At 67.2% G+C, this 25651-nt stretch carries 24 protein-coding genes and 1 pseudogene; 12 read left to right on the top strand and 13 right to left on the bottom strand.

The window, feature by feature from the left end:
• The first annotated feature begins 110 nt into the window (after window positions 1-110).
• The 3 genes from OG247_RS23805 (at window position 111) to OG247_RS23815 (ending at window position 2428) form a co-directional block, all read left to right on the top strand.
• Entirely contained in the window at window positions 111-1073 is a 963-nt protein-coding gene (locus OG247_RS23805; RefSeq protein WP_327254159.1) for a hypothetical protein, read from the top strand.
• 283 nt (window positions 1074-1356) lie between these two features.
• A complete protein-coding gene (locus OG247_RS23810; RefSeq protein WP_327257592.1) occupies window positions 1357-1866 on the top strand; it encodes a DM13 domain-containing protein in 510 nt (169 codons plus the stop codon).
• A 31-nt stretch (window positions 1867-1897) separates the two neighbouring features.
• Window positions 1898-2428, top strand: a complete 531-nt coding sequence (locus OG247_RS23815; RefSeq protein ID WP_327254160.1) for an SRPBCC family protein — start codon at window positions 1898-1900, stop codon at window positions 2426-2428.
• 14 nt (window positions 2429-2442) lie between these two features.
• Here the strand turns inward: OG247_RS23815 and OG247_RS23820 are convergent, their stop codons facing one another.
• On the bottom strand, window positions 2443-3930 hold the full coding sequence (locus OG247_RS23820) for a SulP family inorganic anion transporter (protein WP_327254161.1): 1488 nt from the start codon (window positions 3928-3930) through the stop codon (window positions 2443-2445).
• Window positions 3931-5786: 1856 nt separating this feature from the next.
• Here OG247_RS23820 and OG247_RS23825 point away from each other — a divergent pair.
• Together OG247_RS23825 and OG247_RS23830 are read left to right on the top strand one after the other, a co-directional pair.
• Window positions 5787-7697 carry a site-specific DNA-methyltransferase gene (locus tag OG247_RS23825; protein WP_327254162.1) on the top strand — a complete coding sequence of 637 codons (1911 nt, stop codon included), beginning with the start codon at window positions 5787-5789 and terminating at the stop codon, window positions 7695-7697.
• Window positions 7694-10117: a DEAD/DEAH box helicase gene (locus OG247_RS23830; RefSeq protein ID WP_327254163.1), complete on the top strand. Its 2424-nt coding sequence runs from the start codon at window positions 7694-7696 to the stop codon at window positions 10115-10117. The genes OG247_RS23825 and OG247_RS23830 overlap by 4 nt, the downstream gene beginning before the upstream one ends.
• A gap of 513 nt (window positions 10118-10630) precedes the next feature.
• On the opposite strand, the gene OG247_RS23835 is transcribed toward OG247_RS23830, so the two are convergent.
• Together OG247_RS23835 and OG247_RS23840 are read right to left on the bottom strand one after the other, a co-directional pair.
• On the bottom strand, window positions 10631-11113 hold the full coding sequence (locus OG247_RS23835; protein ID WP_327254164.1) for an NUDIX hydrolase: 483 nt from the start codon (window positions 11111-11113) through the stop codon (window positions 10631-10633).
• Between the two features lie 223 nt (window positions 11114-11336).
• Window positions 11337-11633, bottom strand: a complete 297-nt coding sequence (locus OG247_RS23840) for a hypothetical protein (RefSeq protein ID WP_327254165.1) — start codon at window positions 11631-11633, stop codon at window positions 11337-11339.
• Here OG247_RS23840 and OG247_RS23845 point away from each other — a divergent pair.
• Window positions 11626-11823, top strand: a complete 198-nt coding sequence (locus tag OG247_RS23845; RefSeq protein ID WP_327254166.1) for a hypothetical protein — start codon at window positions 11626-11628, stop codon at window positions 11821-11823. The two genes, OG247_RS23840 and OG247_RS23845, sit on opposite strands and share 8 nt — an antisense overlap.
• Here the strand turns inward: OG247_RS23845 and OG247_RS23850 are convergent.
• On the bottom strand, window positions 11788-12993 hold the full coding sequence (locus OG247_RS23850) for a hypothetical protein (RefSeq protein ID WP_327254167.1): 1206 nt from the start codon (window positions 12991-12993) through the stop codon (window positions 11788-11790). The genes OG247_RS23845 and OG247_RS23850 overlap by 36 nt on opposite strands.
• 243 nt (window positions 12994-13236) lie before the next feature.
• Between OG247_RS23850 and OG247_RS23855 the strand changes: the two genes are divergently transcribed.
• Together OG247_RS23855 and OG247_RS23860 are read left to right on the top strand one after the other, a co-directional pair.
• Window positions 13237-13899 carry an HAD-IA family hydrolase gene (locus tag OG247_RS23855; protein WP_327254168.1) on the top strand — a complete coding sequence of 221 codons (663 nt, stop codon included), beginning with the start codon at window positions 13237-13239 and terminating at the stop codon, window positions 13897-13899.
• A 259-nt stretch (window positions 13900-14158) separates the two neighbouring features.
• The gene (locus OG247_RS23860) at window positions 14159-14701 is read left to right on the top strand and encodes a GNAT family N-acetyltransferase (RefSeq protein ID WP_327254169.1); all 543 of its coding nucleotides are present in this window, start codon (window positions 14159-14161) and stop codon (window positions 14699-14701) included.
• 77 nt (window positions 14702-14778) lie between these two features.
• On the opposite strand, the gene alaS is transcribed toward OG247_RS23860, so the two are convergent.
• The 8 genes from alaS to OG247_RS23900 all read right to left on the bottom strand — a co-directional run bounded on the left by alaS (window position 14779) and on the right by OG247_RS23900 (window position 21661).
• Window positions 14779-17433 carry an alanine--tRNA ligase gene (gene alaS, locus OG247_RS23865; protein ID WP_327254170.1) on the bottom strand — a complete coding sequence of 885 codons (2655 nt, stop codon included), beginning with the start codon at window positions 17431-17433 and terminating at the stop codon, window positions 14779-14781.
• Window positions 17434-17679: 246 nt separating this feature from the next.
• Window positions 17680-18324 (bottom strand): HAD family hydrolase, encoded by a 645-nt coding sequence (locus tag OG247_RS23870; protein ID WP_327254171.1) that lies wholly within the window; start codon window positions 18322-18324, stop codon window positions 17680-17682.
• A complete protein-coding gene (locus OG247_RS23875) occupies window positions 18321-18872 on the bottom strand; it encodes an orotate phosphoribosyltransferase (protein ID WP_327254172.1) in 552 nt (183 codons plus the stop codon). The genes OG247_RS23870 and OG247_RS23875 overlap by 4 nt, the downstream gene beginning before the upstream one ends.
• A complete protein-coding gene (locus tag OG247_RS23880) occupies window positions 18869-19468 on the bottom strand; it encodes an LOG family protein (RefSeq protein ID WP_327254173.1) in 600 nt (199 codons plus the stop codon). The genes OG247_RS23875 and OG247_RS23880 overlap by 4 nt, the downstream gene beginning before the upstream one ends.
• Window positions 19465-20337 carry a hypothetical protein gene (locus tag OG247_RS23885; protein WP_327254174.1) on the bottom strand — a complete coding sequence of 291 codons (873 nt, stop codon included), beginning with the start codon at window positions 20335-20337 and terminating at the stop codon, window positions 19465-19467. The genes OG247_RS23880 and OG247_RS23885 overlap by 4 nt, the downstream gene beginning before the upstream one ends.
• Before the next feature lie 54 nt (window positions 20338-20391).
• Entirely contained in the window at window positions 20392-21225 is an 834-nt protein-coding gene (locus OG247_RS23890; protein ID WP_327254175.1) for an aspartyl/asparaginyl beta-hydroxylase domain-containing protein, read from the bottom strand.
• Between the two features lie 71 nt (window positions 21226-21296).
• The gene (locus OG247_RS23895) at window positions 21297-21461 is read right to left on the bottom strand and encodes a hypothetical protein (protein ID WP_327254176.1); all 165 of its coding nucleotides are present in this window, start codon (window positions 21459-21461) and stop codon (window positions 21297-21299) included.
• Entirely contained in the window at window positions 21458-21661 is a 204-nt protein-coding gene (locus tag OG247_RS23900; protein WP_327254177.1) for a hypothetical protein, read from the bottom strand. The genes OG247_RS23895 and OG247_RS23900 overlap by 4 nt, the downstream gene beginning before the upstream one ends.
• A 240-nt stretch (window positions 21662-21901) precedes the next feature.
• Between OG247_RS23900 and OG247_RS44870 the strand changes: the two are divergent.
• The 4 genes and pseudogenes from OG247_RS44870 to OG247_RS23915 form a co-directional block, all read left to right on the top strand.
• Window positions 21902-21982, top strand: a pseudogene (locus OG247_RS44870) (helix-turn-helix domain-containing protein); the annotation flags it as partial.
• Between the two features lie 216 nt (window positions 21983-22198).
• Entirely contained in the window at window positions 22199-23215 is a 1017-nt protein-coding gene (locus OG247_RS23905; RefSeq protein WP_442813652.1) for a hypothetical protein, read from the top strand.
• A complete protein-coding gene (locus tag OG247_RS23910) occupies window positions 23212-24126 on the top strand; it encodes a phosphotransferase (RefSeq protein WP_327254178.1) in 915 nt (304 codons plus the stop codon). Before OG247_RS23905 ends, OG247_RS23910 begins: the two co-directional genes overlap by 4 nt.
• A 327-nt stretch (window positions 24127-24453) precedes the next feature.
• Window positions 24454-24909 (top strand): hypothetical protein, encoded by a 456-nt coding sequence (locus OG247_RS23915; protein ID WP_327254179.1) that lies wholly within the window; start codon window positions 24454-24456, stop codon window positions 24907-24909.
• A 222-nt stretch (window positions 24910-25131) separates the two neighbouring features.
• On the opposite strand, the gene OG247_RS23920 is transcribed toward OG247_RS23915, so the two are convergent.
• A complete protein-coding gene (locus OG247_RS23920; protein WP_327254180.1) occupies window positions 25132-25527 on the bottom strand; it encodes a hypothetical protein in 396 nt (131 codons plus the stop codon).
• Window positions 25528-25651 lie beyond the last annotated feature (124 nt).

Here is a 25651-nt window from a genome sequence, read left to right on the forward strand (position 1 = left end):
CCGCGGCGGCGTTCCGATTTCTACAAGCGTCCCGGTCCGCCCCGGGCCATGATCACGCCGCCACCTCCCGTGGTGATCAACAGGCTCGCGACCAAAGGGAGTCGACCGCCATGTCCGAGACCGTCCGCACTCCTCGCCGCACCCCTCGCCGCGCTGCCGTCCGCGCTGCCGTCCGCAGTGCCGCCCTGCGCGGCGCCGCCCGCAGGGTCGGCGGCGGGCCCGTCCCGATGGCCCGCTCCGCCGCGATGATGCACGCGGCGATCTACGACGCGGAGTCCTCGTACCGGCTGAAGTGGCAGGGCAAGATCACCTCGGAGCCGTCCATCAAGGCGGAGAACTACGTGGGCCGGGCCGAGGGCCCGGACGAGGAGGAGCGCGTCATCGGCCGTACGGCCTACAGCATCCTCCTCGGTCTCCACGGCACCAAGCAGAGCCGCTACGCGGACCAGACGCAGTACCTCGACGCACGCTTCCGCGAGCGATTCGGCTCCGACAACCCCCCGGTCTACGTGGGGGACAACAAGCCGGGCGCCCGGCGGCCGACGAGCCACCCGGACCTGCCCGACGCCTCCCGCGACGAGGACAGCGACGCGATCAGCCCGTTCTACGGCCGGGTCAAGCCGTTCTCGCTGGCCTCCGGCTCGCAGTTCCGCCCCACCACCCTGACCCGGTACGGCTCGTACGAGGCCCATCGACCTGTGGCGCCCGTCTCGGCGGTCCGCGAGGGCGGCCTCGCCCCCCAGCGGAAGCCGCTGCTGAAGAGCCCGACGGGCGTCAACATCAGCCCCTGCTTTCTCGTGTACGTCTCCGGCCACGCCTCCTTCGGCGGCGCCTGGGCCGGGGTCATGAAGCGCTACTTCGGCAGCGACGACATCTCCTTCGATCTCACCACCGAGGAACCGCGGTCCCCGGTCAAGACCCGCCACTTCACCAGCTTCAGCGCGGCCGGCAAGGAGGACGCCGACAGCCGCATCCGGCTCGGCGTCCCCTACCCGTGGGACGCCACGGACGGCCCCGCCCTGGGCGACAAGATCGCGAACCAGGTCTTCACGACGAAACTGCGCACCCTCTGAGCCGACTGACCGGCCGGCCCGCGGACCCGACCTGACGGGCCCGACTTGACGGGCACGGCCCCACCCGGCCGGATGACGTAAGCCTTTCGTCATCCGGCCGGGCCTGGTCGCAGCCCGCGCCCGCGCGTTGAATGCCCATGACGGCCGGACGGGCCGACCGCGAGGAAGGGCACGCCCAGTGACGCAGCACCCGACGCCGAACCAGCCGCAGCACCCGACGCCGAACGAGTCGCGGAGCGCGCCGCGGACCTCGGCGAAGAGGAAGCGGGGCGGACGCCGGCTCCTGGCCTTCCTCGCCCTCCCGGCGGCCCTCCTGCTGGGCTTCGGCCTGTACTGGTTCCAGCCGTGGAAGCTCTGGCAGGACGCCACGGTCCACGAGTCCCTCCCGGCGGCGGCCCCCTCCGCTGCCGCACCGGCGCCGACCCGCTCGCCCGCCGCCCCGCGGACCCTCGCCCAGGGCACGCTGATCAGCCACGAGCACACCACCACGGGCACCGCGAAGCTCATCCGGCTCCCGGACGGCTCCCACACCCTGCGCCTGGAGAACCTCGACACCAGCAACGGCCCCGACCTGCGGGTCTGGCTGACGGACGCCCCGGTGAAGGAGGGCACGGCGGGCTGGCGGGTGTTCGACGACGGCAAGTACGTCAGCCTGGGCAAGCTCAAGGGCAACAAGGGCGACCAGAACTACGCGATCCCGGCCGATGTGAACCCGTCCGACTACGGCAGCATCACCATCTGGTGCGACCGCTTCGACGTCTCCTTCGGCGCGGCGGCCCTCACGAGCGCGTGACCCGCGACCGCGCGGCGACAAGATGGCCCGCATGACGCCCCCCGAGACCCCCGCGACCCCCGCGACCCCCGCGACCCCCGAGACCCCCGAGACCCCCGCGACTCCCGAGACCCCGATGGACACCGTCACACTGGAGCGCCGCATCGCGGCCCGCCCCGAAACCCTCTTCGCCTTCCTCACCGACCGGGAGAAGTGGCTGTCCTGGATGGGCACCGACGGTACGTTCGCGTTCGAGCCCGGAGGCTCGTACCGCACCCGCGTCACCGGGGAGAACGTGGCGTCCGGCCGCTTCCTGACGGTCCGCCCGCCCGAGCGGCTCGTCTTCACCTGGGGCTGGGAGGAGGACGGTACGCCCGTCGGGGCGGGCTCCACCACGGTGGAGATCACCCTCGAAGCCACGGCCCGGGGCACCCTGCTCCACCTGATCCACAGCGGCCTGCCCACCTCGGAGGCGTGCGAGGCGCACGCGGAGGGCTGGCAGCACTACGTCGACCGCCTCGCACTGCGCGCCGAAGGCGGCGACCCGGGCCCGGACCCGTGGACGCGGCACCCCGCGAGCTGACCGCCCCGGCCCCGTCAGGAACCCGCGCGAAGCTCGCCGGTGAGGGTTCCGTGCATACGGGCGCTGTCCTCGTTCAGCCCCGTGATCTCCACGCTCTTGCCGCGCCGGCGGTACCTCTCCTCGATGGCGTCGAGCGCCGCGACTGAGGACGCGTCCCAGATGTGCGCGCCGGAGAGGTCGATGACGACCGTGCCGGGGTCGCCCGCATAGTCGAACAGCCCGACCAGATCGTTGGACGAGGCGAAGAACAGCGCGCCGGTCACCGAGTACACCACCATGCCCCCGTCGGGGTCGGTGACGGTGGTGACGTTCACGAGGTGCGCGACCCGCTTGGCGAAGACGACCATCGCGGTGACCGACCCGGCGACGACGCCGACGGCGAGGTTGTGGGTGGCGACCACGCAGGCCACGGTCAGCACCATGACGGTGATCTCGCCGGCCGGCATGCGCTTCAGCGTCTTCGGGGCGATGGAGTGCCAGTCGAAGGTCGCGAAGCAGACCATCACCATGACGGCGACGAGCGCCGCCATCGGAATCTCGGAGACCGCCGGCCCGAAGACGGTGCACAGCACCATGAGGAACACGCCGGCGAGGAAGGTCGACAGCCGCGTCCGGGCCCCCGACACCTTCACGTTGATCATCGTCTGGCCGATCATGGCGCAGCCGCCCATGCCGCCGAAGAACCCGGTGACGATGTTCGCGACGCCCTGACCCACGGACTCGCGGGTCTTGCTCGACCGGGTGTCGGTGATCTCGTCGACGAGCTTCGCCGTCATCAGCGACTCCATGAGCCCGACCACCGCCATGGCCAGCGCGTACGGGGCGACGAGCGTCAGCGTGTCCAAGGTGAACGGCACGTCCGGCAGACCGGGAACGGGCAGCGAGGACGGCAGCGCCCCCTTGTCCCCGACGGTCGGTACGGCGATCCCCGCGGCGACCGTGATGCCGGTGAGGATGACGATGGCCACGAGCGGCGCCGGCACCACCTTCGTGACCTTCGGGAAGAACACCATCAGCGCCAGCCCGCCGGCGAGCAGCGGGTAGACGGCCCACGGCACGTTCCGCAGCTCGGGGACCTGGGCCATGAAGACGAGGATGGCGAGGGAGTTGACGAAGCCGACCATCACCGACCGCGGCACGAACCGGATCAGCTTCGCCACCCCGAGCGCCCCGAGCACGATCTGGAAGACCCCGCCAAGGATCACCGCCGCGATCAGGTACCCGAGCCCGTGCTCACGATTGAGCGGCGCGATCACGAGCGCGACGGCCCCGGTCGCGGCGGAGATCATCGCCGGCCGCCCGCCGACGACCGAGATCACCACGGCCATCGTGAACGAGGAGAACAGCCCGATCGCCGGATCCACCCCGGCGATGACCGAGAAGGAGATCGCCTCGGGTATCAGCGCCAGCGCGACGACCAGACCACCCAGCACCTCGGTCCGCAACAGCTTGGGCGACACCCACGCGGGCCGCGCGGACAGGGGAGCAGGGGAGGAAGACACGGGCACGGACCTCAGGTTCGGCGAGAACACCCGAACCGACGGGCGGGTGCGCGGAGAAAAGTCTCCAGAGACGCAGGAAGGGCCTGACCCGCGATGCGGATCAAGCCCTTGACCTGGTCTTACGAAGTCGGGGTGGCGGGATTTGAACCCACGACCTCTTCGTCCCGAATGAGGTACGGCCGGTCCTGCCACCTCGGACAAGGGCATTTACGCAGGTCACGCTAGCAGTGTCGGCAGGTACGGCGTTGTGTCGACGGGTCTCGGGAAGCCGATCGGCTCCCAGCTGGCTCCCAGCCACCGACGTCGTCGTCACGCCCGTGATCCCTCGTGATCCGCCTGGATGACGGGGGCGCAGCCAACGAGCCGGCAAGTACGCCTTCCTTCGTTCAGGGGAAGCGAGCGTCATATCCACCGCAGTCCGATCTCAAGGTTCCTAGCGTCGGTCGCAGCGTTTTGCTCGGCGAAAGGACCTGAACGTGACCGCCCCCGCCTCAGGTGAGTGCCCACCCGCTGTAGCGCGCCGACTTCCCGGCCGGACGAAGCGGCGGACGGACGTCCTGCGCGAGTACGAGAAGTTCAATGCCGATCGCCGGAAGGGAGTCCCTCCGGTGCTGTGGCCGTTTCTCGCACCGGACCCGGACCGGTACTACCGATGGCGAGTTCAGCTTGATTGCGCTTGCATCATCGAGCGCATGACGCCGGGCGACCAGACCCCGCCAAGCGAGAGGCGATGGCGTGGGGGCGACGGCGAACCCTTGCCTGTGGGACAGCTGTATTGCTGGCACGACGGCTCTGGTGACGCTCCCTATCGGACGACCGTCGGATGGCGAGACCGTCGAGAGATCGCCTTCCCTGCGGACCCTGTGGAGGCCCCGGAGTGGGCCGAAGCCGAAGTTTGGGCCGTGATCCGCCATGACGATCCGCACACGTCGGCGTTCTGGAGGGTCACGCTGGACTGCGGACACGTTGAAGAGGTCCGAGCACCAACCCTCGACTGGAAGCCTGATGACGGGCCTCGCCTGGCTGACACCACCAGGGTGAGGGCGATGACCGAGGAATACGAGCGGCTGTGGGCGTCAGACCCAACGCTTCAACCACCAGAACGCGAACGCGAGCACACGCGCCGCACGCTGGCGGCCGGCTGGCCGAGGCCGCGCCCCGAGCGGCTGTGCCACACCTGCCCACACGCGCGAAGGATCGTTGCATACCAGGGTGTTGGCTGGCTCGTTCCTCGCGACTCGAAACCGCAGCCGGAATGCGAGGCGCAGCCATCCCGTGTTGCCTTGGAGCGTCAGCTCCGCAGGGCCGAGGCCGAGGCCGAGCAGCTACGAGTCCAGCTGGCTCAGCATGACGAACGAGAGGACGCCTGACGCCAAGAGGCCCGAGCCTTGCGCCGCGCTGTAGCGGCCCCGATTCGATCCGACTTCGTAACTCGAATCCGAGAGCTACGCATTACGAGAACCCACAAGCTCATCCCGGCACGTGCCGAGTCGGGATATTAAATCCTGTTTCCCCAGGTCAGACACCTAAAGTCTTCGACCTGCGCGCCGCCCAATCCGCGTCAGGCCACCCCGTCCGCTCACGCAGGCCGCGGCCCCCAGCTTTCATCCAGGCTCGGGCAGCTGGCGCGAATGTGGGTCCCATGGCGGGGCTTCCAACCGGCCGGCGCTGAGGCGATGCCTTTGTCCTTGTTGGTCCCGCAATCTGCCCGCATCACTCAGGGCAGCACTACGACCCCCGTGGAGCTTCGAGTGCTCCCAACGTATCGGGCATCCTGCCGCGAGCTGTCGGGGCAGGCGGCTAGTGTTGACCCGTCGCTGGATCCGCCAGCGCGGTGGTTAACGGAGACGATGCGGGTGTCGAGCAAGCGGTTGGCGTTGACTTGGTTCAATCAAGACAAGGCCCTGCTGCCGTTGCCAACGGGTGGCTATGAGTGGGTCGAGAGAGACGACCCCCGCGTGACGGAAGTCCGGCTCCTGAGCGAGACCAACCGCATGGGCGAGGTGGCCGGCACGACTGCTGACAACCTACTCATCGTCGGAGACTCGTATCAGGCCCTCCATTCCCTAAACTCCATTCCTGAATACGCGCGGGAGTATAAGGGAAAAGTCAAGCTGGTCTACATCGACCCGCCGTTCAACACCGAGCAGACTTTTGGCGAGTTTTATGACGATAACTTCGACCATTCGGTCTGGCTCACCATGTTCCGTGATCGCATCAAACAGTTGAGTGGACTGATGAGCGATGACGGCGTGATCTGGGTACATCTTGACGATGCCGAAGTGCACCGCGCGCGAGTGGTTCTGGATGAAGAATTCGGCATCGACAACCACTTGGGAACGGTCGTTTGGCAGAAGGCTGACGGGCCACGAAATGACCTTCCGAACTTCTCGCCAGACCATGACACGTTGCTCGTTTATGGCAAGTCGTCGGAGGCGCAACTCATCAGGTCTGCACGCGATGAGTCTCTGAATTCGATCTACAAGTCCGTAGATGGCGATCCCCGCCCATGGTATGACGACAACCCCACAGCACCCTCTGCGCACCGTAACCAGACGTGGGTGTACGCAATCCAGTCGCCTATCACTGGCGAGCTGATGTACCCGGCCAATGGACGATGCTGGGGCACGAAGCAAGAGACAGTTCTTGCCGCCCTGTCGGAGTATGCACCCTACAAGCAGGTGGTCCTCGACGATGATGAGAGGCGCGCCGAAGTATGCGGCGTATCCGTTGAGGAGCTACGAAAGGGCATTCCGGCACTGCTACTGGATGTCCCCCTTGAGGAAGCGCGCGAGCTGACCGAGAAGCGGAAGGCTGCCGGCACGTGGCCGGAGTACGTCATCCGACCGAAGGGGACAATCGGGCGTAAGAGAATCCAGCCGGACAAGGGCTCTAATGCTCGAACCATGTGGTTCAACTCAGAGGTGGGCCACAATCGGGAGGCCAAGGCAGAGATCAAGGCGCTATTCCCGGGTGTGAACCCCTTCTCCACGCCGAAGCCGGAGAGGTTGCTGCGCAAGATCATCGAAGTGACCACACGGCCGGGTGACATTGTGGTCGACTGCTTTGCGGGATCAGGCACTACCGCTGCCGCCGCGCACAAGCTTGGACGGCGATGGATCACGGTGGAGTCCGTGAATGCCACGGTGGAGAACTTTACGGCACCACGTTTGGCGAAGGTGGTGGACGGTTCCGACGCCGGCGGTATCACGAAGCCCAAGGGCCGTGTTGCCGATATTCCTCTTCCGGATGATGTGACAGTGGCTGCGCTCGACGAGGCGCGCAAGGTGTTCGAAAAACTTGTGGCGGCGGAAGCATTGGAGGCCGACGCTGACGCCCTGGCTTCGCTCATCAAGCAGATGAAGACAAAGCCCTCAAAGGAACGCCTGTGGCACGGAGGCGGCGGCTTCCGCGTGCTGCGGGTAGAGAAGCCTAAGACCGTGATCGTCCAAAACCGAGCGTTCCTTGCGGATGGAGTAGACGACTTGGGCTCCTGGGTCGCTGCACAGCTTGGTTACACGCTCACGTCCGGCAGGCGTGGAATCGTTGGATTGAAGAACCGTGATGCCCTCGTATTCGTGGACGGCATGGTGGATGAAACGCAGATCAAATACGCCGTTTCCTTGCTCAACGATGGCGAGACGCTGACCCTCGCCGGTGTAGCCGTGCACCCTAATGCCACCGCCCTGCTCGCGGACATGCGGGTTGGCTCTCGAGTAATCAAGGTGCCGAACGGTCTCTTCAAGCAGTCAAAGGTGATCCGATGAGTTGGGTTGAGTACGAGCCGCAGCAGGTCGAGGCTATTGCAGCTCGGCTGGACCTCCGTGACGCCAACCGGCGAGCGCTCCACAAGGTTACGGAACACCTTGCGGAGGGTGATGGGCGTGAGTTCATTTGCGACCTTGCTACCGGCGTCGGCAAGACATACCTTGCCGCAGGAGTCCTTGAGTATGTTGCCGAAGCGGGCGTACGCAACGTCGTCATGATTGTGCCGCTGGATGTCATCTACGAGAAGACTATCCAGAACTTCACTCCTGGTAGCCGGAAGTACATCGAGGGCACAACTTGGGAGCCCGTGGTCGTCACGGCTGAGAACTTCAAGCAGCACGTGGACGATATGAATGACCCCACCAAGCTCAAGCTCTTCATCTTCAAGGTGCAGACCCTTCTCAAGCCGAGCGAGGACATGCGCCGGAAGATTCACGACGAGAACGAGAGCATGGGCGAAGCGCTCTATGCACACCTACAGGGGCTTGACGACCTCGTGGTACTGGCCGATGAGCACCACGTTTATTCCGGTGACGCCGAGAAGTACGGGACTACTATTCGTGAGCTGAATGCTCGCGCAATCGTCGGACTGACAGCGACTCCTAACAGGGCCGATGTGAAGTCGGGAAAGGTGGTCTTCCGCTACACGCTTGCGGAAGCCATCGCAGACGGGCTCGTGAAGATCCCCGTCGTGGTTTACCGCGAAGACGGAACTAAAGACACTCGCTCACAGCTTGCTGACGCCTGCCACCTACGGGATGTGAAAGAGTCTGCATGGCGGGCCTACGCGCAGTCAATTGGAAAGGTGACAGTTGTACCCGTCCTCTTCGTGGTGTGCGAGGAGATCAAGAAGGCCGAGCGGGTAGCTGAAACGCTCCGTTCCGAGTTCCTGACCGAACCCGATCAGGTCTTGCTCATCACTGGTGGATCGAGTGATAAGGCACTGCGAGCGCTCAAGGCAGTGGAAGACCCCACTTCGCCTGTCCGTGCCGTGGTGAGCGTGGACAAGCTCAAGGAAGGGTGGGACGTTCGGAACATCGGTGTCATCGTGAGCTTCCGCCCTCTACTGTCTGCCACTCTCACAGAGCAGGTTCTCGGCCGCGGACTGCGCCTGCCTTTCGGCGAGCGCACCAGTATTGAGGCCATTGATACCGTGGACATCGTCGCCCACGAGTCCTACCGACAGTTGCTCGCGAGCAAGCGGGCGCTCCTTGAGCAGGTACTTGAGGAACGCGCCACTGCTGCTACCGAGTTGAGCACTACGCCGACCGTCGAGAAGTCGGGCGAGGATCCTGCCAGACCGCTTGTTCCCGTGGCAACTCAGCCGGGTCTGACCTTCGTCTTCGACAACACCCATGGCGGCGAGGTAATCGATCCCTCCGTACTCCTCATGGTTCAGGAGTACGCCACTACGGTGGAGCGGCAGGAAATGGGCGCTGCCGCCACTGTTCAGTTCGTATCGCCGGTCAACGGGGCTCCTCGCATCAACTTCCCGCGCCTGGAGCGGCAAGCCATCCCCACGAAGTTCTCGCTGCGCTTGGTCACGGAGCAGCAGGCTCGAGACCTAGGACGCAAGTACCTCTCCGACGAGTCGGTCTATTTGAAGCGTGTTGCGCTCGACGCTGAACGCGGTATCGGTGGCGAGGTGGTCGTCGGTGAGCGCTTCCTGGAGGAGGAAAAGGCCTACATTGAGACGCTGTCCTGGTCCACAGTGAAGAAACAGCTTGAGGACAGGGTTCTTGGACTTAGCGTAGTTAACTCCACACTCCCCGAGTTTCAAGCCGCAGGTGACGTCATCGGCTGGTTTCTCGACGGGGCAGGGGTGACTGGCGACGAACGTGCACAGTGGAGCGTGAAACGCACGGCCCTCGCCACGCGTGCCATTGAGACGACGATAATCAAGGCATATGAACTTCGCGCGACCACGCCCACGTGGGAATTCAACGTAATGGAGGTACCAGTTTTTCCGCCCTCGCGTCCGATGCCTTCTCCGATCCTGAGTAAGTGGGTGGACTTCGCAAAGGGTGTCTGGTATGGAGAGTGGCAGAAGAACATCGAGAACGTCTCGAGCTTCGACGCCCGCACTACGGAGTTTGCGTTGGCACGGATGCTCGACTCCTCTTCGCAGATCAAGTGGTGGTTGCGCATCTACACCAACAGCCCGACGTGGATCGAGTGGGAAGGTGGACGCTACTTCGCCGACTTCATTGCCATCGACACCGATGGGGTTCACTGGGTCATTGAGGGTAAGGCCGATGATGACGCGAACGACGCGAAGGTGGTGGCCAAGCGCAAAGCCGCCGAAGAATGGGTAGAGAAGGTCAACGACGCGGGTGCATACGGCCAGTGGCGCTACCTCTTCGCCACGGAATCCGCCATAAAGACAGCCAACGGGCGCTGGCTGGATCTAATCAAGTAGCTGATAGCTTCGCGAGGCGCATCGGCATGATCACCGGTGCCATGTGATGGAAAACCGATCACGCCAGATTCGGTGTAGGTGGTGATGCCCTAAACCAGGAGAAAGGGACACGGGCCGCCGTCATCGTCCCCGTCGGTGAAGTCCTCTCGCATCAGCTCGGGGGCGGCGTAGAGGGAGACGGATCTCTCGATCTCGCCAGCATGCATGTCAGCGTGGAGGTCGGAGATCAGGCCCGCGCGGTCGCGGGCTCGGTCCCAGTCGGAGCGGGAAGAGAGGATCGTGACGCTGGCCGGCTGGCCCCGTACGTGCGGGTGACCAGCAGGTTGTCGTCGTAGCGGAACAAGGACGTGTAAAGCGTGGTGTCGTCCTCACCCCGCAGTCAGCCTCGGGTAGTAAGGGCCGGTAGTACGTTCGGGAAGCGCGAATCTTGGCGGCGAGGGTGCCGCCAAGACCTTACTCTCGGCCCCGGATGGCAACTGGTTGGCCCGCGGGGGCGTCGAAGCACCGGTGTGGTCAGACCCCTGTTTCCGGTGACTGCCCGTGTTCCAGGTAAGCGGTCAGGCCGTTCGTTCGGGCCTGGATGCCAGCGGTGATTCGGCGCGCGAGGCGGGGGATGGTGAGGTCTGGCACCTGTTCGGCGCCGTGGAAGCCGTAGCCGCGGAGCTCGTCCGCTTGCAGGGCGATCTGTTGGCGGTGGTCTGCGCTTAGGCGGCCGCCGTCGAAGAGGTAGAGGACCTTGTCTCCCTCTCCCGGGTTCGGCGCCCAGTCGACAACAAGGAGGCGTCCGATGTGGGGCTTGATGCCCAGCTCCTCGTGGACTTCGCGAACACAGGCTTGTCTGGGCGACTCGCCCCGGTCGACGTATCCGCCGGGAATGTCTCGGTAGTCCTTGTACGACGGCTCGACGAGGAGGACTCGGTCAGCTTCGTCGAAGAAGAGGGCGCCGGCCGCCATGCGGGGGTGGGCCATCTTCGCTTCATGCTCGTTCTCGCTCACGGATTGGACTCTAGCCACCTGCCACGATGCGGAGCCTGCGGGCCAGGTCGGCCACGGGAGGGGACGGCCGACATCTGGTGCCGCGTATCCACCGATGACCAGTTCTCGGCTCAGGTAGCGGTGGCGGACCTGTTCGGGGGCGACCTGCTGGGGTCCAGTGCGTTCGTCGGCGGACCGTACTGCAACACGATCTGACGCTCTGTGGGCCTGCGTAGACCTGGTGCTACTCGCGGTGCGCGGGGTGCCCGTCGGCGAGGAGACTGCCGTACGCCAGGCACAGCACGGGGAAGCCAAGCCTATCCAGGGTGAGGCGAGCCGTCTCCACGGTGGAGGGCCGGTGCCCGGTCGCCGCGTCGAGCAGGTCTGTGACGTAGTGCAGGCCGCCGCCGATGAGGGCGAACCACGCCTGGTTCTTGCTGAACGTCTCGCTGTGCGCGGGGACCAGGCGGGCCGCGGCCTGCTGGATCTGCTCGCGGGTGACTTCGTGCCGGGTGCCTCCGGACAGGAAGGTGGTGGTCAAGAGTCTGTCCTCTCTAGTCGGCATCGCGCCGGAGCGCATCGTGTGGGCCCACGCCATGGTGCCTTCACCACGCTGGGCAGAAGCGACGTGCTTCCTGGACCGCGACGCGGAGGGCCTCGTCGAGGGTGTCGACGAGGCGATCTCCGGCATTGGCTTATGCGTTGTTGAGCAATACATGGGCCAGTTCTGACCATGTCGGAACTGGCGTTGCGATCGGCCGTACGACTGTGAGCAACCGCCCGTCGAGGCACGCATCGAACCGGCCTTCTGTCCGAGTCAGGCGTTCCCTGAAGTTGACTGGAACGGGTGCACGTTCCGCCAATACTCCTAGGAAGACCTCGTGTCGAGCAGGCCCCAGCTGATCAGCAGGAACCCAGTTTCCCCGTACAGGTATGCCGGCCAGGACCGCATCTGCCGCAGGCTCCGGGGCTGACCTGAACAGACCGGTCGCCACCTCCTCCGCCTGTTCCTGAGGGGTTCCCATGTGCCTCGCTTCAGTCAGCCCACTGAACGTGCTGGCCATGAGGTCGATGTCCTCGGCGTCGGCGTCCAGAGCGCTGTCGTGCTCCCGCAGGTCGTTCGAGATCTCAGGCCTCCTCAAAAGGGGCCGCGACTGGAGAGGGAAGCGCCACTGTGTCGACTCGTCCTCCGCGATACCAGGGTCTTCGTGCAGGTTTCCATCCACCCACACGTCAGTGAGGGCTATGTCCCATCGGTCGACTTCGGGAAGGAAAATGTCCACGGCCACGCCTGCGTGGCCGATCCAGACCCAGCTCATGAAGTAGTCGTGGCTGCTGTGATTCTGCGACCAGGCCGCGAGCTCGCGCAGTCTGTCCTTTTGAGGTGCGAGCGGCTTCTTCGGGAGGAGTTCTTGTGCGCCGCGGTGTCGCCCCCGGGCTTCACCGGCCACCAGTCCCGCAGGAAGGTGGAAGAGAAGGTCAGGACGGACGCCTTCGGCGTTATAGTGCCGGAGCAACTGCTTGGGGAGGGCGTCGAAGCTGTGCAGGGAATCGTTTCCGTCCTGCCATGCGAACAGCGCCTCCCCCGCGGCCGTCAGCATCCCGAGGCCGGAGCACTCGCTGACGAACCCACGTATGTGGCGGGAGCTCGCGGCGAAGGCATGATGATCGAGTTTGAGGGGACCTTGACCACCTGTTGTGTCGAGGTAGCTCAGCAGGAGACTGACCTCGAGCTGCTTGGTTCGGTAGTCGAGAGCCCTGCGTAGGTCGCATGCCATCGCGTTGACATGGACAAGCCGGGCCAAGTCGACCGGCAAGTGGCCCTGCCCAAGGACGTTTGCCACGACTTCGCTGCCGTTTTCGAGCCGGAACTTCCAGACCCTTGCTTGCACGGTATTCATTGCCGCATCCCCCTCTTCTGGCCGTGATCCATTGTCGGCGACGGCATTACGCCCGCACCCGCCGAGCGAGGACCTGCTTCAGGTTGGCCCTAGCAACGCTGGTCCGACTTGGCAGCACGCTGGCAGGTCTCGGCGGATGGCCGCGCACCCGGATGAGTTGGATGCACAGCCCTCCCCTACCTCCGATGAGTTCGGTGCGCGGTAGCGTCCCTCTGAGGGCAATGACGGAAGGACGGTCACAGGATGCCGCGCAGCACTGCCACCGCCAACGGGAGTGCCCCTCGTGGGCTGATCCTCGACTTTGCCGGAGTGCTCACAGCCAGCCCTCTCGTTGTCCACGGTGCGTGGTGCGTATCCGAAGGGCTGGCCCCGGAAGCGTGGCGCGACACCCTCAACGACCACCCGGAGGGCCGGCGTCTGTACGCGGCCTTGGAGGTCGGGGAGATAGGGCAGGCGGAGTGGAACGAGGGCACCGCGGCTCTGCTGGGTGCGCACGTGGACCCGGTGAATTTGATGGGCCGGGCGTGGGCCGGGGTCCCCGCGGCGCGCCGGATGGCTGCTCTTGCCCGTGCGGCACGGGCGGCCGGCCATCGGGTCGCCCTGCTGTCCAACAGCTTCGGCCTGGACCCGTTCAACCCGTACGAGCACGTCGGAATCTGGGACCTGTTTGATGTGCACGTCATCTCCGAGCTGGTCGGCATGGCCAAACCTGACCCGGAGATCTACCCGCTGACCCTGGACCGCATCGGCCTGCCCGCTGAGCGGTGCGTGTTCGTGGACGACCACGCGGCGAACCTTCCGCCGGCCGCAGAGCTCGGAATCACCACCGTCCACGCTGCCGATGAGGACGAGGCCGTTGCGGAGGTTGAGGCCCTTCTGGGAGTCAGCGCGGTTCTTGCCGGGTGACCGCAACTTTCGGCTGATCAGAGAGGCGGCGCCCTCAGCCATCTCCATGAGTGCGGTGGTCGTGCGAGGCCCAAGGTGTCCACGGCAACGACACGAGCCGGAAGCATGAGGCGGCTCGCCGATTGGCGCCGTCCGTCTCGCTCGACGAGCGTCCCGGTGGCGGTTGGCGCAAGCTGAGGTTGGCAGGCGCCCGCCCCACGTGGCTGAAGCGCCCAGGTCAGAGCCGCTTCAGCGGATCGGTGGGTTGGAGGTCGTCGCCGTGACTGAACCCCTGAAGGCTGCGAAATGCGTGTCGTCCGGTGAAGCCGCGATTCGGCTCTTTGCTGACGAAGACTCGGTGCGCGAGCTGACCAGTCTGCTGCACCGGGCGTACGCCGATCACGCCGCCGCCGGACGGGTGTTTTTCGCCTCGTACCAGTCTCCGCAGGACACGGTTCACCGGCTGCGAAGGGGCGAGTGCTGGCTGGCGCTTCAGGGGAAGTCACTGGTGGGCACGGTCACCGTTGCGGCTCCGTACGTAGCCCCGGATGGGTACCCCGCGCCGACTGGCGCGGGGTCTTTCTGGCAGCTCGCGGTGGATCCGTCTCAGCGGGGTACTGGGCTGGGGCAGCGGCTTCTGTCGGTTGCTGAAGCGCGGGTCGCCGCTCGGGGTGCCGCGCAGGTCGTCATCGATACGTCGTCCCAGGCGACTGAGCTCGTCAGCTGGTACCGCCGGCGGGGCTACGTGCCCGTGGGTACCTGGCGGTGGGATGTGACCAACTACGACAGCGTGGTGCTCATGAAGGACCTGGCGACGAGCTGATCGCGATGGCCGGGAGGCACCCGGCAGGCGGCGGCCCAGGCTGGGGCGTTCGCTTGCCAGGTGCTCCCGCACGGTGCCTACTGGTCGAGGGCGCGGGTCGCTTCCTGGACAGCCATGCTGAGGGCTTCGTCGAGGGCTTCGACGCGGCGACCTCCGGCATTGGCGATCGGGCCAGTGCCGCCTGCTCCGCCGCCTACGGTGCGGGCGGCCGAGGCGAGGATCTGGCTGGCCGAGGTTCCTGAGCCGAGGACGCCGGGGGTGATCGCGGCGACGAGCAGGGCCTTGCCGTCGTGCTCGGTGCCGAGGACGACCACCGCGCGGTCGCTGCTGAGGCGGTCGGCGGTGCTGGTGGCGAGGCTGCGCAGGTCGCTCGCACCGAGTCCGGAGACTCGCTGCGAGACGATCCGGCCCCCGGGCACCTGGCGAGAGGAGGAGGCGAGCTGTTCCGCCTGGCTCCGCAAGTCGGCCTCGCGTCGGCGGGAAACTTCCTTCTCTGCGGCGGCCAAGGAGCCCAGGCGCTTGTGGAGGGTCTCGGCGGCCTGCTTCGGGCGGGTGCCGAGGAGGGAGGAGACCTCTTCGAGGATGCGGCGCTCGACGTCGTGGTGGCGCAGGGCGCCGTGGCCGGTCAGGGCTTCGATGCGGCGGAGGTTGGAGCCGATCGATCCCTCGCTGAGCAGGCGGAAGGCGCCGACCTGGGAGCCGTGGGCGACATGTGTGCCGCCGCACAGTTCACGGGAGAAGTCTCCGATGTCGACGATGCGGACGGTGTCGCCGTACTTCTCCCCGAACAGGGCGATGGCGCCGGCGGCCTCGGCTTCGGCGCGGTCGGCGTGCCAGGCGCGGACGGCGGGGTCGTCGAGGACGTGGCCGTTGACGGCGGCTTCGATCCGGGTGAGCTGTTCGGGGGTGACGGCGGAGAAGTGGGCGAAGTCGAAGCGCAGGCGGTCGGATTCGACGAGGGAGCCCTGCTGTCGGGCGTGATCGCCGAGGGTGGCGCGTACGACGGCGTGCAGGATGTGGGTGGCCGAGTGGGAGCGCATGAGGCCCTTGCGGCGGTCGGCGTCGACAGTGGCTTCGCCCCTCGCTCCGGTGCGGAGCTCCCCTTCGACGACGCGGGCGCTGTGGACGCGGAAGCCCTCCAGGCCGTACCGGGTGTCCGTGATCCGCAGCAGGGTGCCGTCGTCGGTGCGCAGGGTGCCGGTGTCGCCGATCTGGCCGCCAGCTTCGGCGTAGAACGGCGAGCGGTCGAGGACGAATTCGACGTCGGAGCCCTCCGGAGCGCTGGCGGTGACAGCACCGCCGGAGATCAGGCCGAGCACGGTGACCTCGGCGGTGAGGTGGTCGTAGCCGAGGAAGTCGGTGCGCGGGAGGTGGGCGGACAGCTCCCGGTAGGTGTCCTGGCGGCGCAGGGCGTCCGCGGTCTTGGCCTTGCCGCCGGTCTTGGCGCGCTTCTTCTGCTCGTCCAGCAGCGTGGCGAAACGGTCTTCGTCGACGGTCAGGCCGGCGTCGTGGGCGGCCTCGACCGTCAGCTCCAGGGGGAAACCGAAGGTGTCAGCGAGTTCGAAGGCGGTCTCGCCCGGCAGTGAGCCGGAGCGGCTCTCCCGGGTACGGGTGATTGCGGCGTTCAGCAGCCGCGTGCCCTGCGCGAGGGTGCGGGTGAAGGACTCCTCCTCGGCGGTGACGATTTGCTCGATGAGGTTGGCCTGGTCGGTGAGTTCGGGCCAGACGTCGCCGAGGTTGGCGATCACGCTGGCGGTGGCAGGCGCGAGGACGGGCTCGTCGATGCCGAGCAGGCGGGCGTGCCGGATCGCGCGGCGCATGAGGCGGCGCAGGACGTAGTCGCGACCGTCCTTGGCGGGCAGGACGCCATCGGCGATGAGGTAGGCGATCGAGCGAGCGTGCTCGGTGACGACCTGGAAGGAGACCTTCTCGTCGGCGCTGCCGGGGTAGGCGCGGCCAGCCAGCTCCTGGACCGTGTTCAGGGTGGGCATGAGCAAGTCCGTGGTGCAGACGTTCTCGACGTCCTGGAGGATCGCGGCGAGGCGGTCGAGGCCGAGGCCGGTGTCGATGCTCTGCTGGGCGAGCTCGCCCAGGATCGGGAAGTTGCCCTTCTTGTCACCCTCGCCGCGCTGGTACTGCATGAAGACGAGGTTCCAGATCTCCACGTAGCGCTCGCCGTCGATGGCGGGTCCGCCCTCGCGGCCGAAGGCCGGCCCGCGGTCGTAGTTGACCTCCGAGCAGGGGCCGCAGGGGCCGGGGACGCCCATGGACCAGTAGTTGTCTTCCATGCCGAGGCGCTGGATGCGCTCAGAGGGGACGCCGATCTTGCGCCAGAGCTGTTCGGCCTCGTCGTCGTCCTCGTAGACGGTGATCCAGAGCCGGTCCCTCTCCAAGCCGTAGCCCTCGGTGAGGAGTTCCCAGGCGTAGGCGATGGCGTCGGCCTTGAAGTAGTCGCCGAAGGAGAAGTTGCCCATCATCTCGAAGAACGTGGCGTGCCGGTTGGTGCGGCCGACGTTGTCGATGTCGGAGGTGCGGGCGCACTTCTGGATGGTGGTGGCGCGGCGGTTCTCCGGGGTGACCTCGCCCAGGAAGTAGGGCTTGAACTGGTTCATGCCGGCATTGGCCAGCAGGAGGGTCGGGTCGGAGGGGATGAGGGGGCTGGACGGGACCTGGCGGTGGCCGCGGGAGGTGAAGTAGTCCAGGAAGGTGGAGCGGATCTGCGTCGAGCGCATGGCGTTAGGGCCCTCACGGAAGAGTCGTGGAGAGGTGGGGGTTGATCACACGCCGAGCCGGGCCGAGAACAGGGACTGAGGTTCTCAGTTCTCCAGCTCGACGCAGATAGCTCGCGCCCCCACGGTGTAGACCATGACTCCTGATCCGATGCTCACAGGTGGTGCAGCCGACATGGACGGAACGGTCCGCTGTGACTACACCACCAAGCGTAGCGGATCAGGAGTCAAGATCGCCGGGGAATCCGTTCAGTTGGGGACCCCGACCAGGCGGAGCAGTGCGGAGCTCAGGTCCGTTGGTTCGGAGAGGACGAGGTCGGCACCGGTTCGAGTGAGCGCGTGGGGCCCGGCGAACCCCCAGCCCGCGCCGACCGCTGTCACGCCTGCGGCTCGGGCGGCGTGTATGTCGGTATCCGTGTCTCCAACGAACACAGCGTTGCTGGGAGTCGCCCCGAGCCGGTCGAGGGCCAGGAGGAGGCCATCGGGCGCTGGCTTCGGCGTCGCGTCCTCGTAGCAGACGACGGTGTCCAGCAAGTCGATGACGTCGGGCGGCAGAAGCCAGTGCAAGCACCGGCGACTTCGCAGGGTGACGACGCCGGTCGCGACGTCGGCAGCCCGCAGCTCGGTGAGGGTCTCGACTACGAACGGGAAGACCTTGGCGACGAGAGTGGCCGTGGCGCTGGCCGCGTCCCAGCCTTTCTCGTCGATCGATCTTTCCAGCCCGAGGTGCGCGAGCACCTGCTCTCGCGGGATGGTCTCGGCTCCGGGCGGGAGGTCGTCGACGGTGACGCGGCGGTCGAGTGCGGAGGTCGCGAAGCCTGCCAGGGTGGCGAGCTGGGCGGCCCGGCTGTCGACGAGGACACCGTCGAGGTCGAAGAGCACGGCTCGCTTCATGAGGCGTCACCCGGCCGGGGCGCCGGCAGGTCGACCTCGGTAAGCAGAGAGCGGAGGGTGACACGGTGCTCGGCGAGCAGAACCCGGCCGCCGAGCGGGCGCTCCAGCACACACAAGGCGTCGGTGACCGGGGCTCCGGCGACCCTCAAGGTGTTCGTCATGGCGAGCAGCTGGCTGCCAGAGCGGACGACGTCGTCGACGAGAACGGTGCGGCGGCCGTCGAGGGCGGCACCTTCGATCTGGCGGCGGGAGCCGTAGCCCTTGGGGCTCCGACGCAGGAACACGGCGGGCAGGCCGGTAGCAGCCGACAGGGCGACGACGAGCGGGACGCCGCCGAGCTCGATGCCGGCCAGCAACTGTGCGTCGTCGGGGACGAGGCCAGCCATGGCGGCGGCGGTGTCTCGCAGGAGGGCAGGGTCGGCGGCCAGCCGGTACTCGTCGAAGTAGGTGTCCAGCTGTTGCCCGTTGGCGAGGTTGAACGGGCCTTTGACGCAGGAGGCTTCGGCGAGCCGGGCGGTAAGGCCGGCCAGTGACGTGCTGGTGGTCATGCTCCTCCGATCGGGGCTGTGTCGAGCGTGGCGAGGTGAGTGCGGAAGGCGCCGGCGGTATCGGCGACGGTGAGGAAGCCGAGTGGGCGGGTCGGGGTCTCGTACAGCCACTTCTCCTCGCGCAGGAAGGCCAGCAGCCGCAGGGCGGCCGGCCCGGCGAGGCAGACCGGTACGGGCCGGACGGTGGTCGCGTAGTAGAGGGCGGCGGTCAGCTCATGCAGGGTGCCGACGCCGCCGCCCATCGCGATGATCAGGTCGGCGCTCTCCAGGTAGTGCTGGAGGCGGGCGCCGAGGTCAGGCAGGTGGACGGACGTGGTGGTGTGCGGATTGAAGGCTCCCCACGCGTCGTGCTTGCCCGCCAGGGTGACCGCGGTGACGGTGGTTCCCTGGGAGGCGGCTCCTCGGGCGGCGGCCTCCATCAGGCCGTTGTAGCCGCCGTGGAGGAGCGTGTACCCGGCCTTGGCGAGCGCCCGGCCGATCTCCTCAGCCAGGTTCTCCTCCTCGGCGGAGCCAGGGACGACGCCGCCGAAGAACACGGCGGTCAGGCCCTCGCGGGCCCGGCTGGTGGCCGGGCCCGCGAGGTGGGGTGCACTCACACCAGCTCCTGGTAGGCGCCGTACGCGGCGACCCCATCGCGCAGCCCGTCGAGCGCCTCGGGGCAGACCCGCTCGACGAGGGCGAGCATGCGCTCAATCGCCGCGTTGACGTCGGCGGCCAGCGGGACCGCGGGCCCGCTGATCGCCGCGTTCAGGTCGCTCACGCAGGCCCGGCCGATCGGGGTGACCGCGATCTCCTCGTGCAGCTGGTACCAGCCCCAGAACCGGGAGGCGGGCGCGAGGGCGGCCTTGATGAGGTCCTTCGTCGCCGTGTGCAGCCGGTGCCACTCGGAGTACGCGACGAACCGCTGGCCGCGCTTGATGCGCTTGTGCAGCAGTACGGCCAGCACCAGGTGCTCGATCACCAGCTCCGTGCACGTGCGCGGCCGGGCAGCGAACTCGATGGCGAAGCGCTCGGCCACCGCGACCTCGTCCATTTCGACGGGTGCCGGCTGGCGGTCGAGGAGCGAGGCGGTGGAGATGCTTGCCTGCAGGTCCGGGAGACGGGAGGCGGGGGCGAGGTAGAGGTCGATCTGCTGCAGGCGGCCGTCGTCCGGGACGAGGAAGACCATGCCGACCCCACCGAGGTCGGCGACGATCGTGTCGCGCCAACCCGGGAAGAGGGCGCCGGCCTCGACGGACATCAGGTCGTCCAGGGCCTCGACGAACGCGGGCAGCTGGGCGTCGTGAACACCGACGACGAAGTCGACGTCCGAGAGACGGTCGGCCGTGCCGTGAGCCAGCGAACCGCGGACCAGCAGGTGGGTGACGGCGGGGGAGGTGGCCAGGATGTCGGCGAGCTTCGACAGGAGCGGAAGCTGGGCCGGTCGGTTGGCGTGGGTGAGCTCGGCCAGTTGCAGGGTGGGCATACTCGTCCTCCATTCGGATTCGGGCGGGGTGGACTGTGCGAGGTGGGCGGTCGGTCAGGCCGTGAGGGCGAGCAGGCGGCTCTTCGCGACCGTCCACCGCGTAGCGGCCTCCACGTCGCCGAGCGAGGTGTGCAGTTCGACGAGCAGGTCGTAGACCGCGCCCTCGGGAAGGGCGTAGGTGTAGAACAGCCGCAGCAGCATCCGCTCGGCCGCCTCCGTGTAGCCCAAGGCGACCATGCCCCGGGCGGCCTGCATCCGTTCCGCGAGCACCATCTGGTCCGCGTTGGGGAGGGGCTCGGCCGCGGCCGGGTGGAGGGTCGGGCGCCGGGCCAGCCGCTGGTAGGCGTCGTCGGTGTACACGTCGGCGATCAGGTGCACGCGCTCAGGGCCGAGCAGGTTGCACACGCCGTGGGCGTAGGTCGGCGTCAGCCGCCAGATCCGCCCACCGGCCATGTGCACCTTGGTGCCGCCGGTGACCAGGAACGCGGACGAGTTGGTGTGCAGTGGGATGTGCAGCCGGTGCCGCTCGACCTGGTCGAGGTCGTCGTAGTCGCGGTGCTCCCAGAGGAAGGCGTTGGGCTCAAGCCGTGCGAGCCGCACCCACATGTAGTTAAGGCCGAGTTCGTTGAGCAGCGCGGTCGTGGCCGGCATCTGCGCGAGGAGGTCGGTCGGCTTGGCCGTGCAGTCGCCGATCGTGACGTCGGCTGCGTCGCCGGAGGCGTTCATCAGGGAGGTCGTCCACCAGCCGCCCGACTGGTAGGCGCTGTACTCCGCCTTCCAGGGGGCCAGGGCGGTCAGAGCCTCGTGGCGCATCCGCTCAAGCTGAGCGGAGTCGATGCTGTCCAGCTGGGCGATCTGCCCAGTCAGGGTGGTCAGGGTGCTGTCCATCAGTTCCCTCCGGTCGTCGGCCCTACGGGTGCGGGCCGGTAAGCGCGTGGTGCTGCATGGGTTCGTTCTGTTCAGCTCGGAACGGCGGCGGCGGAGGCCGACCAAGCGGGGGCTGCCTCGCAGGTGTGGTCGGCGTGTACCGCGGCGACGCCGAGCGTGGTGAAGCCGGCAGCCATCCCAAGGGCCCACAGCGACGTGAGGGCCGTGCCGAGACGGTCGTGGGACTGGTCCGTCACTGGTGGCCCAGCCCCCGCTCGCGGAGTTCGATCGCCCGCGACAGCTGACTGTGGAACCGCTCCACCTGCCCGGGAGTGAGCACCAGCGTGGTGCTCTCGGTGGTCTCGTCCAGGTGGTGGAGCGTGATCGGTATCGAGGCCCGCTGGGTGTCGTGGTCGTACGTGATGTCGATCTGGTTCGGTGTCGCGTAGCCGATCACTGGAACTCCATGACGAATAGACGGCGTCGGTTGTCCGAAAAACCCGCAGGGGTAGGGGTGGTTGGGCCGTTTACTTGGTAAGAACCTTGCTCGTCACCTGCGTTGCGGGGCCAGGAGCGGATGTGTACCGCGCCGGTGTACGCATCAGGGGAAGGAGCGACCGTGCCGCAGCCGTCCAAGGATCTTGATCCGACCCGGTCTCCGCAGGACTGGTTTGGTGCTCACCTGCGCCACTGGCGCATGGTCCGGAGGAAGACGCAGCGGGAGCTGGCGCACGAGGTCCACGTCAGCGCCAGCACCATCGCGAAGATCGAGAAGGCCGAGCGGCCCTGTGACCTGCCGTTGGCGCGCAGCCTCGATGACGCATTGGACACCGGCGGAATCCTGGCCTGGCTGTGCCTGCGTACGGGCACCGATGCGGACAACGCACCCGGTGATGCGGACAGCCCCGCTGTACCCCTGGTGCCGTCGGGCCTACCAGGGTTCCCAGCGGCCATGCTGCCGGTAGCTGAAGGCACTACAGGCGACGGGAGCCACGTGGACCGCCGCACGTTCCTCGGCGCAACCGGGGCCGCAGCCCTCTTAGTCGGTACCCCTCTGTCCCACCTGATCAAGCCCGCCGAGCCCTCCCGCCTGCCCTCCGTCGTCCGGCCCGAGGACATCGAGCAGGTCGAGGCCGCGGCGACGGTGCTCGCGGGATGGGATCACCACTACGGCGGCGGAGGCATCGTCCGGACCGCGGCCGAAGCGCAACTCCGCTGGGCGTCCGCACTCCTCGAACTGCCCTGCCCGGACACCTTGCGGGCCGGCCTCTTCGCCGCCGCTGCCCGACTCGGCATGGTCGTGGGCGCGGCGGACTTCGATGCGCACGCCCACCAGGACGCCCGCCGTGTCTTCGCCTTCGCAGCCGCCTGCGCCGAAGAGGCAGGTCAGTGGCACCTGCGAGCCAAGGTCTACTCGTACCGAGCCCGTCAGGCCGTCTGGCTCGGGGACTGCGATGCAGGCCTGACGTACGCGGAACTGGGCCTTGCCCACGAGAACCGGCTCACTCCCACCGAGCAGGCCATGCTCCACACCGCGAAAGCCCGCGCGCTGGCCAAGGCCGGTGAAGTGCAGGCCGCGCTGCGGGCCGTCGGACAGGCCGACGAGGCCTTCGCGCAGGCCCGTCCCGGCGAAGACCCGCCCTGGATGGCCTACTACGACGCCGCTCAGCACGCGGGCGCCACCGGGCACGCCCTGTACGACCTCATCGCCGTCGGGTACAGGCCGGACACGGCCGCAGACCGCCTGAGAACGGCTGTCGAAGGACACACGGAGGCGTACGTGCGATCCCGTACGTTCTCCAGGTCGAAGCTGGCTTCTCTCACGATGGCCACCGGCGACCCGCATGAAGCCGCCACCATCGGGAACCAGGCCCTGGACGAAGTCGTGAAACTCCAATCCCGCCGGGCAACAGACGACATGCGGCACCTGGCCAGGCTCGCTGCCGTACACCGAACGACCCCCGAGGCGGCCAAGCTGCGCGACCGCATCAAGGAGACGATCAAGACGTGACCCTCGCCCCCGCCGACAGCGTTACCGTCTCCCGCCGCGTCCTCATCGACGCCTGCCGGACCCTCGGGCTGGATACCGGGGGCGCCGAGCCGATCCGGATCGCGGAGAACGCCATATGGAGGCTCCCCGGGAAGGTGGTAGCCCGGATTTCCCGCCCCGGGGGCACGCCCGCGGCCTCACGTGAGATCGCCGTCGCCAACTGGCTTGCCGACAACGGCGTCCCCGCTGTACGGCCGGCCCCCGGCATCGCCCAGCCCATCACCATCGACGGCCGAGCGGTGACCATCTGGGAGGAACTTCCGCCGCACCGTGACGGGAACGTCAACGAGGTCGCGCACCTCTTGAAGGCCCTCCATGCGCTTCCGGAGCCCGACTTCGACCTTGAGCCTCTGGAGCCGTTCGGGAAGATCCGCACCAGGCTCGACCAGGCGAAGGCCATCAAGGAGACCGACCTGGAATGGCTGTACCGCTACACGGACCGCCTTGAAGGGGCATGGCTTCGGCTCGTGGAGACCCCTGGTCTGTCGCGGTGCGTCCTGCACGGGGACGCCTGGGTCGGCAATGTCGCCTCCGCTGACGACGGCACGGCCTATCTCCTCGACCTCGACAGTTTCACCGTCGGCCCGCGGGAGTGGGACCTGACTTCCACCGCGGTGAAGCTCACGTCCACCAGCAGCATCACCCGGCATGACTACGAGGACTTCTGCACCGTCTACGGCGCGGACGTCACCAGCTGGGACGGGTACGAGGTCCTGCGGGACATCAGGGAACTGCGGATGACGGCTTACGCCGCCCGGATCACGACCGAGCACCCTGACCACCCCCATGCCCGCGACGAGACCCAGTACCGGATCGAATGCCTCATGGGGGGCCAAGGACAGCGGCCTTGGCGGTGGACTGCAGTGCCGTAGCGGTAGGTCGGTGCAGTTCGTGGCTTCCCTCAGAAGGAGCCGCACCGATGGCCAATGGACCACCGCTCGGCGACGCTGCCACACTCATCCCGGAAGTCACTTGGGCTTCCGGGGTGAGGTGGGGGCGGGATGGGGTGGCAGCCACCAGCTGGCGAGGGCTGGATACGGGGAGAGGACGGCATATATCGCCGGGGGCCAGGTGCGGAGAACGGGGGGAAGGCCCCGATACGTGCGCAGGAATCCGCACTGCAGAGCCGCAAGCGCGCCGTGGGTTGGACATTGTTCGCAGCCTTCGTCGTGTTGGGTCTTGTACTGAACCAGCGCGACATGGCAGCGGACGACGACGCCCCTACCGCAGCATGCTCGAACACGCTGTCCGCGGGCTGCCTCTCCGTCGAGGACGGGGAGGGCTCGGTCTCCGCCGACTCCGACGTCTACGCAGACGATGTCTCCCCGACCGCCTCTCCGCAGGCCACCCCGGTTTCGACGCCGCCTTCCCCCAGCATTCCGCCAGGACTTGAGGCGGCCTTTGACGTCTTCGTGGAGAAAGGGCTTGTCCCGGCTGGCACCCCACACGGCGTGTGCCCTTCCTCGGCGCCGCAGAAGTGGTGGATCGGAGCCGAGGCTAACTGCTGGCAGATGTCCACGATCCCGACGCCGTCGACCCTTACCAAGCCGTCGACCGCGCCAACGTTCGGCTCCGGCGTCACCATCTGCAGCGACGGCTGGGTCTCTGGCTCCAAGGGGCGCGGTACCTGCTCGCACCACGGAGGAGTCCGCTGAGTACAGCCGGGCATGTGCCGGGCAAGAGCGCAGATGGAGTGATCGACGGGTATGCCGCAAGCCCGGCCGTAGATTCCGGTCGGGCCTGCGGCATGGGCGGGGACCCGGGGGCAACGCTGATGGTGCGGGGTGCTGAGGGTGCTGGCCAGTGGGTGGCGTTCTGATGTCCCCATGTGCGCTTGGGGTTTGTGTCTGGTGGGTCCGTCGTTGCCGTTTGGCCGGTTAGTCCTCTGCGTGTTCGGCGAGGTATTCGAGGGTGTCTTCCGCGGTGACGATGGGGAGCAGGCGCTCGTAGTCGGCGTAGTCCTCGTCGGTCATGATGTCGATGGCGTCGTCGACCACGGAGCCCTGGGGGAGCTTGGCGAGGTACTTCAGAACCAGGTCGACGAAGACCTGGCGCTTCGCATCGAGGTCGCGCAGCCAGTCGGCCTCACGCCGCAACTGCGCCAGCCCGGCGGCCTGCTCTTCCGGGGTGATGGTGTTGAGCAGGAGGTGCTCGGCGTGGGTGAACGGACGCCCGTCGCGATGGTAGGGGCGCTGGGGGTCGTCGAGGTGGCCGTCCCAGTCGACGTCGGTGAAGAGAACGACGACGTCGGGGCGGATGGAAGGCTGGGGCATGGGTGGGTTCCTTCTGTGGTGTCGTGTGATCGGTTCGGGGTGCTGAGCGGTTCGGGGCGGTGTCTGTGGGTGGTGCTCGGGGCATAGGGGTGCGCCTTGGGTTAGGGGCATGGGCTGCGGGTGC

The organism is Streptomyces sp. NBC_01244 (genome assembly GCF_035987325.1).
GTDB lineage: Bacteria > Actinomycetota > Actinomycetes > Streptomycetales > Streptomycetaceae > Streptomyces.

Coding starts and splice junctions, on each gene's coding strand:
- OG247_RS23805 (WP_327254159.1), top strand. CDS start 111: ATGTCCGAGACCGTCCGCACTCCTCGCCGCACCCCTCGCCGCGCTGCC.
- OG247_RS23815 (WP_327254160.1), top strand. CDS start 1,898: ATGACGCCCCCCGAGACCCCCGCGACCCCCGCGACCCCCGCGACCCCC.
- OG247_RS23830 (WP_327254163.1), top strand. CDS start 7,694: ATGAGTTGGGTTGAGTACGAGCCGCAGCAGGTCGAGGCTATTGCAGCT.
- OG247_RS23850 (WP_327254167.1), bottom strand. CDS start 12,993: ATGAATACCGTGCAAGCAAGGGTCTGGAAGTTCCGGCTCGAAAACGGC.
- OG247_RS23855 (WP_327254168.1), top strand. CDS start 13,237: ATGCCGCGCAGCACTGCCACCGCCAACGGGAGTGCCCCTCGTGGGCTG.
- alaS (WP_327254170.1), bottom strand. CDS start 17,433: ATGCGCTCGACGCAGATCCGCTCCACCTTCCTGGACTACTTCACCTCC.
- OG247_RS23870 (WP_327254171.1), bottom strand. CDS start 18,324: ATGAAGCGAGCCGTGCTCTTCGACCTCGACGGTGTCCTCGTCGACAGC.
- OG247_RS23875 (WP_327254172.1), bottom strand. CDS start 18,872: ATGACCACCAGCACGTCACTGGCCGGCCTTACCGCCCGGCTCGCCGAA.
- OG247_RS23885 (WP_327254174.1), bottom strand. CDS start 20,337: ATGCCCACCCTGCAACTGGCCGAGCTCACCCACGCCAACCGACCGGCC.
- OG247_RS23890 (WP_327254175.1), bottom strand. CDS start 21,225: ATGGACAGCACCCTGACCACCCTGACTGGGCAGATCGCCCAGCTGGAC.
- OG247_RS23915 (WP_327254179.1), top strand. CDS start 24,454: ATGGCAGCGGACGACGACGCCCCTACCGCAGCATGCTCGAACACGCTG.
- OG247_RS23920 (WP_327254180.1), bottom strand. CDS start 25,527: ATGCCCCAGCCTTCCATCCGCCCCGACGTCGTCGTTCTCTTCACCGAC.